Origin of the sequence: Nonomuraea sp. ATR24, from assembly GCF_041950485.1 — a bacterium.
Lineage (GTDB): Bacteria > Actinomycetota > Actinomycetes > Streptosporangiales > Streptosporangiaceae > Nonomuraea > Nonomuraea ceibae.
Genome location: NZ_JBGNUU010000007.1, coordinates 299,916 through 313,597, shown reverse-complemented (window position 1 = coordinate 313,597; position 13,682 = coordinate 299,916). Strand labels below are relative to the sequence as shown.

The 13,682-nt window shown below is 74.9% G+C and carries 14 protein-coding genes and 1 pseudogene; 4 read left to right on the top strand and 11 right to left on the bottom strand.

From position 1 onward, the window contains the following. Positions 1–8: 8 nt before the first annotated feature. Together ACBI99_RS20770 and ACBI99_RS20765 are read right to left on the bottom strand one after the other, a co-directional pair. Positions 9–380, bottom strand: a complete 372-nt coding sequence (locus ACBI99_RS20770) for a hydrophobin family protein (protein WP_219514576.1) — start codon at positions 378–380, stop codon at positions 9–11. Between the two features lie 79 nt (positions 381–459). Further along, on the bottom strand, positions 460–1,032 hold the full coding sequence (locus ACBI99_RS20765) for a TetR family transcriptional regulator (protein WP_219514573.1): 573 nt from the start codon (positions 1,030–1,032) through the stop codon (positions 460–462). 89 nt (positions 1,033–1,121) lie between these two features. Between ACBI99_RS20765 and ACBI99_RS20760 the strand changes: the two genes are divergently transcribed. Beyond that, positions 1,122–1,907 carry an SDR family NAD(P)-dependent oxidoreductase gene (locus ACBI99_RS20760; protein WP_375073117.1) on the top strand — a complete coding sequence of 262 codons (786 nt, stop codon included), beginning with the start codon at positions 1,122–1,124 and terminating at the stop codon, positions 1,905–1,907. Positions 1,908–1,915: 8 nt separating this feature from the next. On the opposite strand, the gene ACBI99_RS20755 is transcribed toward ACBI99_RS20760, so the two are convergent. From ACBI99_RS20755 to ACBI99_RS20745, 3 genes are read right to left on the bottom strand one after another with little or no spacing between them, the layout of a single operon-like run. Beyond that, positions 1,916–2,311, bottom strand: coding sequence for a VOC family protein (locus ACBI99_RS20755; protein WP_375073116.1), 396 nt, complete (start codon positions 2,309–2,311; stop codon positions 1,916–1,918). A 3-nt stretch (positions 2,312–2,314) separates the two neighbouring features. Continuing rightward, positions 2,315–2,926, bottom strand: a complete 612-nt coding sequence (locus tag ACBI99_RS20750; protein ID WP_364183787.1) for an SRPBCC family protein — start codon at positions 2,924–2,926, stop codon at positions 2,315–2,317. Further along, complete coding sequence (locus ACBI99_RS20745) at positions 2,923–3,306, bottom strand: helix-turn-helix transcriptional regulator (RefSeq protein ID WP_219514564.1); 384 nt, start codon at positions 3,304–3,306, stop codon at positions 2,923–2,925. Before ACBI99_RS20745 ends, ACBI99_RS20750 begins: the two co-directional genes overlap by 4 nt. Before the next feature lie 69 nt (positions 3,307–3,375). On the opposite strand from ACBI99_RS20745, the gene ACBI99_RS20740 reads away from it, so the two are divergent. Then, a complete protein-coding gene (locus ACBI99_RS20740) occupies positions 3,376–4,647 on the top strand; it encodes an RNA polymerase sigma factor (protein ID WP_375073115.1) in 1,272 nt (423 codons plus the stop codon). A gap of 66 nt (positions 4,648–4,713) precedes the next feature. Here the strand turns inward: ACBI99_RS20740 and ACBI99_RS20735 are convergent, their stop codons facing one another. The 3 genes from ACBI99_RS20735 to ACBI99_RS20725 all read right to left on the bottom strand — a co-directional run bounded on the left by ACBI99_RS20735 (position 4,714) and on the right by ACBI99_RS20725 (position 7,654). After that, positions 4,714–5,484, bottom strand: a complete 771-nt coding sequence (locus tag ACBI99_RS20735; protein WP_219514509.1) for a putative protein N(5)-glutamine methyltransferase — start codon at positions 5,482–5,484, stop codon at positions 4,714–4,716. Between the two features lie 126 nt (positions 5,485–5,610). Then, positions 5,611–7,038, bottom strand: a complete 1,428-nt coding sequence (locus tag ACBI99_RS20730; protein WP_375073114.1) for a pyridoxal phosphate-dependent decarboxylase family protein — start codon at positions 7,036–7,038, stop codon at positions 5,611–5,613. Beyond that, complete coding sequence (locus ACBI99_RS20725; protein ID WP_375073113.1) at positions 7,031–7,654, bottom strand: helix-turn-helix domain-containing protein; 624 nt, start codon at positions 7,652–7,654, stop codon at positions 7,031–7,033. Before ACBI99_RS20725 ends, ACBI99_RS20730 begins: the two co-directional genes overlap by 8 nt. 239 nt (positions 7,655–7,893) lie before the next feature. Here ACBI99_RS20725 and ACBI99_RS20720 point away from each other — a divergent pair, with 239 nt between their 5' ends. Beyond that, positions 7,894–8,715 (top strand): nitroreductase/quinone reductase family protein, encoded by an 822-nt coding sequence (locus tag ACBI99_RS20720; protein ID WP_375073112.1) that lies wholly within the window; start codon positions 7,894–7,896, stop codon positions 8,713–8,715. On the opposite strand, the gene ACBI99_RS20715 is transcribed toward ACBI99_RS20720, so the two are convergent. The 3 genes from ACBI99_RS20715 to ACBI99_RS20705 are packed head-to-tail and all read right to left on the bottom strand — an operon-like array spanning position 8,716 to position 12,273. After that, positions 8,716–9,939 carry an MFS transporter gene (locus tag ACBI99_RS20715; protein ID WP_375073111.1) on the bottom strand — a complete coding sequence of 408 codons (1,224 nt, stop codon included), beginning with the start codon at positions 9,937–9,939 and terminating at the stop codon, positions 8,716–8,718. Further along, the gene (locus ACBI99_RS20710; protein WP_308126117.1) at positions 9,936–11,006 is read right to left on the bottom strand and encodes a MerR family transcriptional regulator; all 1,071 of its coding nucleotides are present in this window, start codon (positions 11,004–11,006) and stop codon (positions 9,936–9,938) included. Before ACBI99_RS20710 ends, ACBI99_RS20715 begins: the two co-directional genes overlap by 4 nt. 52 nt (positions 11,007–11,058) lie before the next feature. Next, positions 11,059–12,273 (bottom strand): PP2C family protein-serine/threonine phosphatase, encoded by a 1,215-nt coding sequence (locus ACBI99_RS20705; protein ID WP_375073110.1) that lies wholly within the window; start codon positions 12,271–12,273, stop codon positions 11,059–11,061. A 131-nt stretch (positions 12,274–12,404) separates the two neighbouring features. Between ACBI99_RS20705 and ACBI99_RS20700 the strand changes: the two are divergent. Next, positions 12,405–13,640: pseudogene (locus ACBI99_RS20700) on the top strand (alpha/beta fold hydrolase); the annotation flags it as partial. Positions 13,641–13,682: the final 42 nt, after the last annotated feature.

Genomic DNA, 13,682 nt, shown 5'->3' with positions numbered 1-13,682 from the left:
TTGCACCGTCAGGGCGCCGGTCTGGGCGGGTTGGGGAGCTGGGCGATCTCCTCGGGGGTCAGGGCGCGGCAGCCGAGCGCGATCACGCCGCTGAAGGAGTTGTTCTCGCACATCACCGCGACGGTCGCGCAGGTGGCGGCGATCGTGGCGGCGATGACGCGGATCGGGTTGCAGGTCAGGCCGATCTGTCCCTTGGGCAGGGCCGCCGCGGGCAGGCCGAGCAGGCTGAGGAGCAGGGCCGTGCTGGGCGCGGTGGCCGTGGTCGTGATCACGCAGCACTGTGGCGCGGGGTCGGCGTGGGCCGCCGGGGCGGCCAGGACGAGGCCCGCCGCGGCTGCGGTGGTGGCCGCGGCGGCGGCCAGGGTCCTGCGGATGCGCATCAAGAGCTCCGTACGTAAGGGACGATCATTACGATCAGCCACGTACCCCCAACAATGTGTTACGCATCAACAGAACTGGTCAAAGCCGGTCGGCTATCGCGGTGGCCAGCTCGATGACGGCGGCCCGGCGGCGGGCCAGCGCCTCGGCGGGGTCGGGCTCGTCGAGGATCAGGCGGCGCAGTTGCGGCACCGAGAAGTTCCACGCGACCAGGCCGATGAGGGTGAACAGCCAGTCGCGCGCCCGCCGCTCGTCGGGCATGCCGGCCTCCATCAGGGCACGGACGTTGGCGCGGTAGCCCTCGACGCGCTCCCCCTCGCCCGGCACCGGGCCGTCGCCCGACTCCAGCGCCTCCCACAGCAGCAGCCTGACCAGGTCCGGGTTCTCCTGGTAGCGGTCGAACAGCTGGCCGGCGATCTCGGGCAGCTTGCGCGGGTCGAGGTCGAGCGTGTGGCAGATCTCCTGCAACTGCGCGGCCACCACGGCGCCGAACAGCTTCTCCTTGTTGCCGAAGTAGAGGTAGATCGCCTGCTTGTTGGCGCGCGCGGCGGTCGCGATGCGCTCGATCCTGGCCCCGGCCAGGCCATGCTCGGCGAACTCCGCGCTGGCCGCGGCGAAGATCCGCTGCCTGGTCGCCTCGGCGTCGTACGTCATGGAAGGAATTAAACCATCCGGTTGACATGCAGGCCGAATCACGCCACGATCTAAACCAACCAGATGGTTTATTACTGAAGGAGACCACCATGTCCGTCGCCCCCATGCCCGTCAGCACCCCGCTGCCCGCCGCGCTCGCCGGCCGCACCGTGCTCGTCATCGGCGGCAGCTCCGGCATCGGCCTGGCCGCCGGCGAGCTGCTGCGTTCGCTCGGCGCCCGCGTCGTCCTCGTGGCCCGCGACAAGGCCCGCCTGGACGCCGCCGTCGCCCACTGCCTGGCCGTCCCCGGCGCCACGCATGACGACCCCGTGCTCGGGATCGCCGCCGACGCCGGCGACGAGCGGGAGCTGGACCGCGTCTTCGAGCAGGCCGGCCCCATCGACCACGTGCTGGTGACGGCAGGCGGCTTCCAGGTCGGCCCGCTCGACGCCACCCCGCGCGCCGACGTGCAGGACGCCGTCGACAGCCGGCTCTGGGGCGCCTACGCCGTCGCCCGCGCCGCCGCCCCCCGCCTGCCCGCCGGCGGCTCCATCACGTTCACCTCCGGCCTCTACGCGACCCGCCCGCTGCCCGGCATGGCCGCCGCCGTCGCCGCGATCGGCGCCGTCGAGGCCCTCACCAAGGCGCTGGCCGTCGAGCTGGCCCCGCGCCGGGTGCGCGTGAACGCCGTCCGCTACGGCGTGTTCGACACGCCGCTGGCCCGCGGCGCGCTGGGCGCGGCCACCGACGAGGCCGTGGCCGAGGCGGGCCGCGCCTTCCTGCCCGGCCGCCTGGGCACCCCCGCCGAGGCGGCCGCCGCCCCGATCTTCCTGATGTCGGACAACTACGTCTCCGGCGCCGTCATCCCCGTCGACGGCGGCCAGAGCCTCGTCTGACCCGCCCCTCAGGCCAGGTTGAGCTGCCAGGACACGCCGAACCTGTCGTTGACCCAGCCGAAGCGCTTGCTGAAGCCGTGGTCGCCCAGCGGCATCAGCGCCGCGCCGCCCTCCGACAGAGCCGCGTACAGCCGCTCGATCTCGTCCGCCGACTCGCACTGCACGTACAGCGACATCGACGGCGTGAACGTGAAGTCGTGGCGCACCGCGCTGTCGATGGCCATGTACTCCTGCCCCGCCAGCCGGAACGTGGCGTGCAGCACGCTGCCCTCCGCGCCGGGCCCGCCCGGGCCGTAGCGGGTGACGGCGACGATCTCCGCGTCGTCGAACAGCGACACGTAGAAGGTCATGGCCTCCTCGGCCTTGCCCTCGAACATGAGAAAGGTGGTGACTTTCTGGGACATCGACTACTCCGGTTCCGGTGCGTAGAAGGCGGTCGTCGCCTCGGTGGCCGCCGCGACGAGCCCGGCGTCCGCGCCCGAGGCGAGGTGCGCCTCGCCCCAGGCCCGGCTGCTGGCGACGATGGCGGCGCGCCCCTGTTCGGTCTCGTGGAAGTGCTCGTGGTCGGGGATCGGCAGGCCCGCCAGGTGCATGGCGAGGCCGAGCACGGACAGGTCCCAGCCCACCCCCACCGCGCCGGGGCCGTACCGCGACCAGAACTCCGCCGCCACGACGGCGGTGTGCGTCAGCTCGAAACGGGTGCCGTCGCCGTCGGGCGCCAGCGTCACCTCGACCTCCGAGGCGGGCGCGTCGCCGAAGACCCACGTCACCCTCAGCAGCTCGGGCGGCTCGCAGGCCAGGATCTCCCCGCCGGCGTTGCCCTCAAGCTGGTACGTGCCGCCCAGGCGCAGGTCGCCGCTGATCGGCAGCAGCCAGCGGCTGATCCGCTCGGCCGTCGTGAGGGCGTCCCACACGTCCTCGGCCGCGGCGTCGTAGTGACGGGACAGGACGACGGACTTGGTCTCGCCCTTCTCGGTCACCGCGCGGTGGGCGCGGGTGACCTCGTCGATGATGTTCATGCGGACTCTTCCTTCGTGGTGGGCCCGGGCGTGGTCGGCTCGGGCGGGCCGGCGGCGCGGCGGGCGCGCTTGCCGCGGGCCAGCTCCGTCGCCAGGGCGTCGAGGCGCTGGCTCCAGAAACCGCGGAAGCGCTCCAGCCACCGGTCGACCTCGCGCAGCGGCTCCGGGTCGACGGCGTAGAGCCGCCGGGTGCCCTCGGCGCGCACGGTGGCGAAGCCGTTGTCGCGCAGCACCTTGAGATGCTGCGAGACGGCCGGCTGGGAGATGCCGTGCTCGCGCTGGATGACGGCGGTGACCTCGCCGGAGCTGCGCTCACCGTCGGCGAGCAGCTCCAGGATCCGGCGCCGGACCGGGTCACCGAGTACGTCGAATGCATGCACGACCTCACTATTTCAGTCGCAGCTTATATAAGTCAAACCCGGTATAAAGTGGCGGGCTAGGGTCGGAGCGTGCAGGACGTCGAGGAGGCCGTCACCCGGGCGTTCCAGGAGGAATGGGGGCGCGTCGTCGCCACCGTCATCCGCATGACCGGCGACTGGGACCTGGCCGAGGAATGCGCCCAGGACGCCTTCGCGCAGGCGCTGCGCCACTGGCCCCGCGACGGCGTCCCGCGCAGGCCCGGCGCGTGGCTGACCACCGCCGCCCGCAACCGCGCCACCGACCGGCTGCGCCGCGAGGCAGTCGGGGCGGCCAAACTCCGCCAGGCCGCCCTGCTCGCCCCGCAGTCCGAGCCGGACGGCGACGGCGGCGACGCCGACGACAGCGGCGTGCCCGACGACCGGCTGCGGCTGATGTTCACCTGCTGCCACCCGGCGCTGCCGTTCGAACAGCGGGTGGCGCTCACCCTGCGCACCCTCGCCGGGCTCACCACGGCGGAGATCGCGCGGGCCTTCCTGGTGTCGGAGGAGGCCATGTCGCAGCGGCTGGTACGCGCCAAGCGCAGGATCCGCCAGGCCGGCATCCCCTACCGGGTGCCGCCCGCCCACCTGCTCCCCGAACGGACGCGTTCCGTCCTGGGCGTGCTCTACCTGCTGTTCAACGAGGGCTACTCTGCCAGCGGCGGCGACGACCTCGTCCGGCGCGGGCTCAGCGGCGAGGCCGTCCGCCTGGCCCGGCTGCTCACCGGACTGCTGCCCGGCGAGCCCGAGGCCAAGGGGCTGCTCGCGCTCATGCTGCTGCACGACGCCCGCGCCGCCACCCGCACCGGGCCCGACGGCGCGCTGGTGCCCCTGGAGGAACAGGACCGCTCCCGCTGGGACGCCGACCGCATCGGCGAAGGCGTCCGGCTGCTGGAGGACGCCCTGCGCCAGGGGCGGGCCGGGCCCTACCAGATCCAGGCCGCCATCGCCGCCTGCCACGGCACCGCCCCCACGGCCGCCGACACCGACTGGCCCCAGATCGCCGCCCTGTACGACCGGCTCGCCCGGCTCGTGCCCTCCCCGGTGGTCGAGCTGAACCGGGCGGTCGCCATCGGCATGGCCGAAGGGCCCGCGGCCGGGCTCGCGCTCGCCGACCGGCTGCGCGAGTCCGGCGCGCTCGCGGGCTACCACCTGCTGCCCGCCACCCGCGCCGACCTCCTCCGCCGCCTCGGCCGCCCCGGCGAGGCAGCCGACGCCTACCGCGAAGCCCTCGGCTCCGCGCCGACCACCCCCGAACGCCGCTACCTGACCCGCCGCCTGAACGAAGTCCGCGCCCAGCAGGACACCACCCGAACGGCCTGACACCGCCCACCAGGGCGACGCCGCCGGGTGGTCGGTGGCCGGTGGAAGGGCCGGTGTCGTGGGGGGTCAGCGGGGGCGGGTGGCGATGATCACGGTGGCGGCCCATGCGTCGGAGCGGGCGACGCGCGGCGCCAGGCCGTGGCGGGCGACGGCCTCCAGGGCGGGCGGGACCTGGCGGTCGCTGGTCTCGAACAGCAGATGCCCGCCCGGGGCGAGCCAGCCGGGCGCCCCGGCGGCCACCCTGCGCAGCACGTCCAGCCCGTCGGCGCCGCCGTCGAGCGCGAGCCGCGCCTCGTGCAGCCGCGCCTCGGCGGGCAGCAGCCCGATCTCCCCGGTCGGCACGTACGGCACGTTGGCCAGCAGCAGCCCGATCCGCCCGCGCAGGTCCGGGGGCAGCGGCTCGTACAGGTCGCCCTCGTGGACGCGGTCGGCGGGCAGGTTGCGGCGGGCGCAGGCGACGGCGGCCGGGTCGAGGTCGGCGGCGTGCAGCTCGGTGCCCGGGACGGCGGCGACCAGGGCGGCGCCGAGCGCGCCGGTGCCGCAGCACAGGTCGACGGCCACCGTGCCGGGTGCGGCGAGGGCGATCGCCTGCTCGACGAGGAACTCGGTGCGCGGGCGCGGCACGAAGACGCCGGCGTCGACGGCGACGCGCAGGCCGCGGAACTCGGCCCAGCCGAGGACGTGTTCGAGGGGCTCGCCGGCGGCGCGGCGCTCGACGAGGGCGTCGAGCGCGGCGGGGGTGCGGGCCGCGCCGGCGAGCAGGCGGGCCTCGTCTTCGGCGAAGACGCAGCCCGCGGCACGGAGGCGGGCGACGACGGCGGGCGGAGAGAGTGACATGAGCGCCTTTCGGGATGAACGGGGCGCTCTCCCGGTCGCCTCAGGAACGGCGGGCCGCGTGAGGTGAGAGCACCCGGACGGAACAAGCGGGAATGGGTCTCACCTCCTCGATTTTCGGCTGCGACACTATCGGAGCCCCGCGGAGCCCGGCAAACCGGTCAGCTCTTTGGCGGCGGTGCGGATCTCGTGCAGCAGCACCGCCAGGTCATCCTCGGTGGTGGCGGGGCTCAGGACGCAGGCGCGCAGCGCGTCGGCGCCGCCCAGCCGGGTGCCGGTGAGGAACGTGACCCCGCGCCGCTGCACGGCCGCCGGGAGGGCGCGGTTCACCAGGTCGGGATCGCCTGAGCCCGGGCGGTAGCGGAAGGCGGCGATGGAGGTGACGACGGGCGCCATCAGCTCGAAGTCGGCGGCGTCCTCGACCATCGCGCCGAGCGTGCGGGCCAGCCGGGTGGTGTGGCCGACCAGGCGCTCGATGCCGTCGCGGCCAAGGTGCGACATCGTCGCCCACGTCTTCAGCGCGCGGAACGGCCGCGTCTGCTCGGGCCCGTACTCGGCGAACCAGCCCAGCTCGTCGGCGTTCTCGTCCACCAGGTACGACGGGACGAGGCTGAAGGCGGCACGCGCCTCGGCGGGGTCGCGCAGCAGCGCGCAGCCGCAGCCGACGGGGACGCCGAGCCACTTGTGCGGGTCGAGGGCGAGCGAGTCGGCCAGCTCGAGACCGGCGAAGGCGGACGGGTCGGCCAGCACGCCGAGCGCCCCGTAGGCGCCGTCGACGTGGAACCAGAGCCCGTGCTCGGCGGCGACGGCCGCGATGTCGGCGAGCGGGTCGACTGCGCCGCTGTTGACGGTGCCCGCGCTCGCCGCCACGCAGAACGGCCGCAGCCCGGCCGCCACGTCCTCGGCGACCATCGAGCGCAGCGCGGCCACGTCCATCCGGTAGGCGGCGTCGACCGGGACGGTGCGGATGCGCCGGGAGCCGATGCCGAGCAGTTCGGCGGCCTTGCGCAGGCAGCTGTGCCCTTCGGCGGACACGTACACGACCATCGGCGGGCGGCCGGACAGGCCCTCCTCGCGCACGTCCCAGCCGTCGGCGAGGGCGGCGCGCTGCCGGGCGGTGGCCAGGCAGATGATCGTCGCCATGGAGGCGCCGCTGGTCAGCAGCCCGCCGCCGGGCCGGTGCGGGAAGCCGACGAGGCCGGCCAGCCAGCGCACGACCGTGCGCTCCAGCAGCGGGCCGGCGTGGTCGCCGCCCGCGCAGCTCGGGTTGAGCGCGGCGGCCAGCGGCTCGACGAGCACGCCGGCCGGGTTGGGCGGCGAGTTGACCCAGCCGAAGAAGCGCGGGTGCCCGTTGCCCATCGGGTAGGGCAGCACCCGGGCCTGGACGTCGTCGAGCAGCTCGTCGAGGCCGCGCCCGGTGCCGGGCAGGTCCTGGCCGGTGAGCCAGAGGCGGTCGGCGTCGGCGACGGGCCGCCAGACGGGCTCCTCGCGGAGGCCGCCGAGGTGGTCGGCGGCGAGGCCGGCGGCGCGGCCCGCGGCGTGGCGCAGCTCATCCATGGTGGGTCTCCGTTCGCTGGTCGTGGTGCGTGACGGCGGGCCCGCCCAGCTCCATGGCCAGGTAGTACACGCAGTCGGTGGCGTCGTCGTCGTTGGCGAAGGCGTGGCGGCGGTCGCCCGGGTAGTAGGCCGAGTCGCCGGCGCGCAGCACGTGGGCCCGGTCGTCGACGGTCAGGCGCAGGCTGCCGGACTCGACGGCGACGTACTCGCGCGAGCCTGGCGCGTGCGCGGCGAACTCCCCCGCGTCGACGCCCGGCCCGATCGTGGTGCGCATGAACTCGAACTCCACGTTCGGCAGCACCGGTGACAGCACCCGGCGCTCCCATCCGGACGGGTCGCGCACCACGCGCTGCTCGGCGTGCCGCAGCACGGCCGGCACCTCGCGGACGGGCTCGTCGAGCAGCCGCGCGATCGACGTGCCGAGGGCGGTGGCCAGCCGGTCCAGGACGAGCACGCTGGGGGTCTTGGCGCCCCGTTCGACCTCGGAGACCATGCTGCGGCTGATGCCGCTGAGCTCGGCCAGCCGGTCGATGGACAGCCCGCGGGCCCGGCGCTCGGCGCGGACGCGGGCGCCGAGCTCGGCCATCGACAGGCCGGTGGAGAGAACGCCATCCATGTTGTCCACTATAGGGGTGGTTTGTCCGCGATAGTGGTGATGTTGACAGCTGAGGTGAGGCCGCGTGTAATGATCCGGCAGGTCGCGTGTCGTCGCCCGGTGGACGGCGGGGGCATGGAGGCCGTGACAGCAGGGGGACGATACCGTGACTTCACAGCTCACAGGCAGCGCCTGATCCGACCGCGCCCGCGCGCCCCCTCATCACCGGCATTCCCGCACGCCTGACAGAGAGCTTCAGCATGCCCAACGGCTTCAACCAGTCCATCATCGACCAGTTCCGCGCCAGCAACGGCAGGGTCGGCCCGCCCTTCGAAGGGGCCCGCCTCATCCTGCTCACCACCACCGGGGCCAGGAGCGGCGCCCGCCACACCACCCCGCTCGGCTACCTCGCCGACGAGGGCAACAGCCGGATCTTCGTCATCGCCTCGGCCGGCGGCTCGCCCCGCCACCCCGCCTGGTTCCACAACATCCTGGCCGACCCGCGCGTCACCGTCGAGGACGGCGCGTTCACGTACGAGGCCACCGCGGTCGTCCTGGACGGCGCCGAGCGCGACGAGATCTTCGCCCGCGCCGTCGAGGCCGACCCCGCCTGGGCCGACTACGAGACGAAGTCCGGGCGCACGCTGCCCGTCGTCGCCCTCACCCAGACCGCCGGCGGCCCGCCCGACCTGCGCGGCGGCGACTTCCTCAAGGTCGTCCACGACGCCTTCCGCCGCGAGCTCGCGCTGATCCGCGAGGAGGTGGCCGAGTCGGGCGCCGGCCTGGGCGCGCAACTGCGCATCAACTGCCTCAACCTGTGCCAGGGACTGCACTTCCATCACACGATGGAGGACACCCGTATGTTCCCGCACCTCGACGGCGCCCGCCCCGACCTCGCCCCCGTGCTGGCCCGGCTCCGCGAGGAGCACCGCGTCATCCAGGAGCTCGTGGACGAGCTGCAGAAAGTCGTGGCGAGCGGCGGCGGCGACGTGCTCGCCGAGGTCGCGCGCCTCACCGCCGAGCTGGAGGCCCACCTCGACTACGAGGAGGAACACCTCGTCCCCGTGCTGAACGGCGGCTGATCAGCCCGCGTAACGCCGCAGCCCCGGCGCGGCCCGCGCGATCAGGGCCACCGCCGCGACCGTGAGCAGCCCGCCGGCGCAGATCGTCACCTGCGGCCCGTACGCGGCCGCGGCGGTCCCGTGCAGCAGGTTGCCGATCTGCGGGCCGCCGACGAGCACGACCGTGAGCGAGCCCTGGACCCGGCCGCGCACGGCGTCGTCGGTGTGCGCCTGGGTGATGGCGTTGCGGAACGTGCTGAGCAGGAAGTTGGCGGCGCCGCCGAGCAGCAGCGCCGCCAGCGCCTGCCACAGCTGCCCGGCCAGGCCGAGCAGCACCACCGTCACCCCCCACACGGCGGCGGCCCACGCCATCAGCGCGCCCTGCCGCCGCGCCCGGGTGAACGTCCCCGACAGCAGCCCCGCCGCGAACACCCCCGCCGGGTAGGCCGCGTAGAGCAGCCCCAGCTCCACGCCGCCGCCCGCCGGGCCGCCGTGCACCGTGCCGGCCAGCTCGGGCAGGACCGCCGACGGCATCCCGAACACCATCGCGGCCAGGTCCACCGCCAGCACCGCCACCAGCACCCGGTTGCCCGCCAGGTAGCGGAACCCGGCCAGCACCTGGGCGGGCGTGGAGCCCCTGCCGCCCTCCGGAGCCGGGATCGGCGGCAGCCGGAACACCGCCCACACCACCGCCAGCAGCGCGAGCGCGTCGAACAGGTAGAGCGAGCCCAGCCCCGTCACCGGGATCAGCACGCCCGCCAGCAGCGGCCCGATCACCGAGCCGGAGTAGCGGGCCAGCGAGCTCAGGCTGTTCGCGGCGGCCAGCAGCCCGGCGGGCACCAGCCGGGGCACCACCGCGCCCGTCGTCACCATGATCGTCCCGAACGTGGCGCCCTGGCAGGCCACCAGCGCCAGCAGCACCGCGACCGACCTCAGCCCGGCGGCCTGCTGCGCCCACAGCCCCGCGTACGTCAGCGCCAGTCCGCAGTGCGCCGCCAGCAGCAGCCGCCGCCGGTCCATCACATCAGCCCGAGCCCCCGCCCACAGTGACGCCGTCACCAGCGCGCCGAACGACACCCCGGCCGCCGCGCCCACCGCCGCCGACGAGCCCGTCATCGCGAACAGCTGCGCCGGCACCGCCACCACGCTGAACGACCCGCCGACCGCGCACACCGCCGAGGCCGTCCACAGCCGCCGGAACGCCGGGACGGCCAGCGGCCGGCGGTCCAGCGCGAAGCGGCTCACAACGCCACCACGTCGGCCACGACGCACGCGATGTTGTCGGGCGCGCCCGCCGCGTACGCCAGGGCGAGCAGCGCGTCCAGGGCCGCCTCCGGGCCGTCGGCGCCCGCCAGCGCCGCGTGCAGGGAATCGGGCGCGACCACGGCCGACAGCCCGTCGGAGCACAGCAGGTAGCGGTCCCCGGCCTCGGCCGCGTGCAGCGACAGGTCCGGCTCCGTCCCGCCCTCCCCCGTCAGCGCGCGGGCCAGCATCGACCGGCTCGGGTGCGAGGCCGCCTCCTCCGGCGTCAGCCTGCCCTCGTCGACCATCGCCTGCACCAGCGTGTGATCGTGGGTGATCCGGAACATCTCGCCGCCGCGCAGCACGTACGCGCGCGTGTCGCCGACGTGCACCAGCGCCAGCCGCGACCCCGACCGCAGCAGCGCCGTCAGCGTGGTCGCCGGCCCGCGCGCGGACGCCTCACCCGGGCCGGCGAGCTCCTTGATCGCCTCACCGGCCCTGGCGACCGCGTCGGCGAGCGCGCCGAGCAGGTCCCCTTCCGGTACGGCCAGCGTCTCCAGCGGCTTGAGCGCCTCGATCGCCGCCGCGCTGGCCAGCTCGCCGCCCGGCCCGCGCACCCCGTCGGCCACCGCCAGCAGGCGGGCGCCCGCGTAGGCGGCGTCCTCGTTGCTGGTGCGCACCAGCCCGGACGCGGTCCTGGCCGCGTAACGGACGCCCACGGTGTGGTCGGCGGCGGCGCCCCCGCCGGACAGGTGGTCGACGAGGAACGTCGCCAGCCTGCCCCGGGCCGCCGTCTCGGCCTCCACCCGCGCCCAGTGATCGGCGACCGCCTCGGCGGCGGCGCCGGGCTCCAGGTCGCACACCTCGCGGATGCGGGCCAGCGGCATGCCCAGCCGCCGCAGCCAGGCGATCAGCCGGGCCCGCTCCACCTGGGCCGGATCGTAGAAGCGGTATCCCGACTCCCCGTCGACCAGGGCGGGCCGCAGCAGCCCGAGCTCGTCGTACAGCCGCAACGCCTTCGGCGACAGGCGCACGGCACGCGCGAACGCGCCGATCGTCAGTAGTTCCACATCGGACATGCTGGACCTTCCCCCAGGGGCAAAGTCCAGCGGGCCGTGGCGCTCAGATGGTCATCGTGGCCTGCCGGTCGGCCTGCCACTCGACCGTCACCACCGTGGCGTCGTCCTGGAGCCGGCCGCGCTGGTGGTCCAGGATCGAGTTGATCAGGCGGCGCAGCGTCTCGGGAGCCGACAGCCCGCCCGCCTCGTGGCGCACGATGAAGTCCACGAACCGCTCCAGCCCGAACTGCTCCCCGGCGGGGTTCTGCGCCTCGATGATCCCGTCGGTGTAGAGGAGCAGCCGGTCGCCGCGCTGCAGCTGATAGCGCTCCAGCCCCGACGACAGGCCCAGCCCGAACCCCATCGGCGGCGACGGCAGCTCGCTGTCGAGGCTGGCGACCAGCCGGCCGTCCCGCACCACCAGCGGCGGATGGTGGCCGCGGTTGATCCAGGTGAGCTCGCCGGTGTCCATGTCCAGGTCGGCCAGGATGCCGGTGGCGAACCGGGTGCGGCCGAACTGCTCGCCGATCGCCGCGTCGATCCCCTCGCTGGTGGCCAGCAAATCCTTGCCGGCGAGCCGGCTGTTGCGGCAGGCGCCGATCGCCATCGTCGCCGTCAGCGTCGCCGACAGGTCGTGCCCCATCGCGTCGAAGATCGACACATGCAGGTTGTCGCCCGCGATGCCGTAGTCGTAGGCGTCGCCGCCCACCTCGTAGGCCGGCTCCAGCGCGGCGCTGAACACCACCCGGTCGTTGGCGAAGCTGCCGTGCGGCAGCAGGTTCCACAGCACCTCGGCCGACAGCAGCATCGGCTCGCCGCGCACCAGCGCCGCCCACGAGTCGCTGGAGCCCCGCTTGCTCACCAGGATGAGCGCGACCAGCGAGGCGAGCTGCCTGGCCCGCCACTCGACGGTCTCGTCCACGGTCTGGACCGTGGCGCCGAGCACGCCGATCCGCTCGGTGCCGTCGATCAGCGGCACCCACAGCTGCACGGCCGCCGGTTCGTCCTCGGCCTTGGCCCGCACGACCTCCACGTCGCGGAAGGACCGCCCCGGCATCGTGGTGTCGATCGACACCGGCGTCAGCGGCACGCCCCGGGCGTCCACCTGGCCCGGCAGCGGCACCAGCGTCAGCTGCCGCAGGTCGCTCACGTACACCTTGGTGTGGGTGAAGCCGGACAGGGCCGCGTGGCCGGCGATCAGGGGGACGGTGTCCTCCAGGGTGGCCGTGTGGCTGGCACGCAGGAGCCCGCCCAGCATGCGCTCGCCGTCGCTCAGCACCGTGCCGCCTCCCCTCCGACGAGCTCTTACCCGCGCGCGGGCGATCCTGCACCGGCCTCTCCCAGGAGGCCCCGCCTGGGCCCGGGACGCGGAGCCTTCCTCGCCGGCGCCCGGTGACGGAGAAAAGCCGCATGATCAGACGTTGCCGTGACATGGACGATTCCGGGGACTTAGCCGGCAGCAGGCGGACGGGCGCGGGGGCGCGGGCGGTGGCCGGGCTGCTCCTGGTCGTGGCGGTCCTGCTCGGCCTGGTGGCGGGGCTGGGCGCGCTGTGGGCCGCCGCCGAGGCGAGCGGCAACCGGTACGTGGCGGTGACAGCGGCCGCACTGGCGCTGGCGGGCGTCACCTGGTGGCTGTGCCGGGCCGCGCTGCGCCGGGTCGCGGGCCCGCGGGTGCGGCGCTGGGCGCCGATCGCGGTCGCCGTCGTGGAACTGGCGGCCGTCGCCGTCCCCGTCGCGGGCCTGCTGTCCGGCGGGCCGCCGGACCGGCCGATCGCGGCCGCGCCCGGCACCCGCTACTGGGACCTGCCGACCGGCTCGCGCATCGCCTACACCCGCACCCCGGCCCGGGGCGAGCCCACGGGCATCCCGGCGATCCTCGTGCACGGCGGGCCCGGCGCGCCGGACCCCGACCGGCCGCTCCCGGCGCTCGCGCTCGCCGCCGAGGGCTTCGACGTGTACGCCTACCACCAGGTGGGCGCGGGCCTGTCCAGCCGCCTGCCCGACGCACGCGGCTACACGGTCGCCCGGCACGTCGCCGATCTGGACGCCGTCCGGGCCGCGATCGGCGCCGAGCGCGTCGTGCTGGTCGGAGCCTCCTGGGGCGGCACGCTCGTCGCCGCCTACCTGGCCGCGCACCCGGACCGGGCCGCCGCCGCGATCGTGGCCTCGCCGGGACCGATCTGGGCTCCGGCGTACCCCGGCAACCGGCACATGACGGAGAGCGGGCTACGCGACCAGAACCGGCTGCTGTGGGAGCACCACCCGCGCCTGCTGCTGGCCGCCGCGCTCGTCGAGGTCGCCGGGCCGCGCACCGCCCGCGCGCTGCTGCCGGACGAGACGATGGACGGCGAGTTCGGCTCCCTCGTCGGCGGCCTCGACCTGCGGGCGGGCTGCCCGGGGCAGCCGGTGCGGGAAAGGCCGCCGGGGGTGGGGTTCTGGGCCAACGTCATGACCGGCCGCGACGCCCGCCAGGTCGCCGACCCCCGGCCCGCGCTGCGCCGGGTCACCGCGCCCGTGCTGGTGCTGCGCGGCTCGTGCGACTACCTGGCGCCCGCGGTCGCCCGCGAGTACGCGGCCGTGCTGCCCGGCGCCGTCTTCCGCGCCGTCGAGGGTGCCGGCCACGCCATCCCCCTCGACCGGCCGGAGGAGTACCGCGAGCTGGTCACCGCGTTCCTGCGCGACCACCCT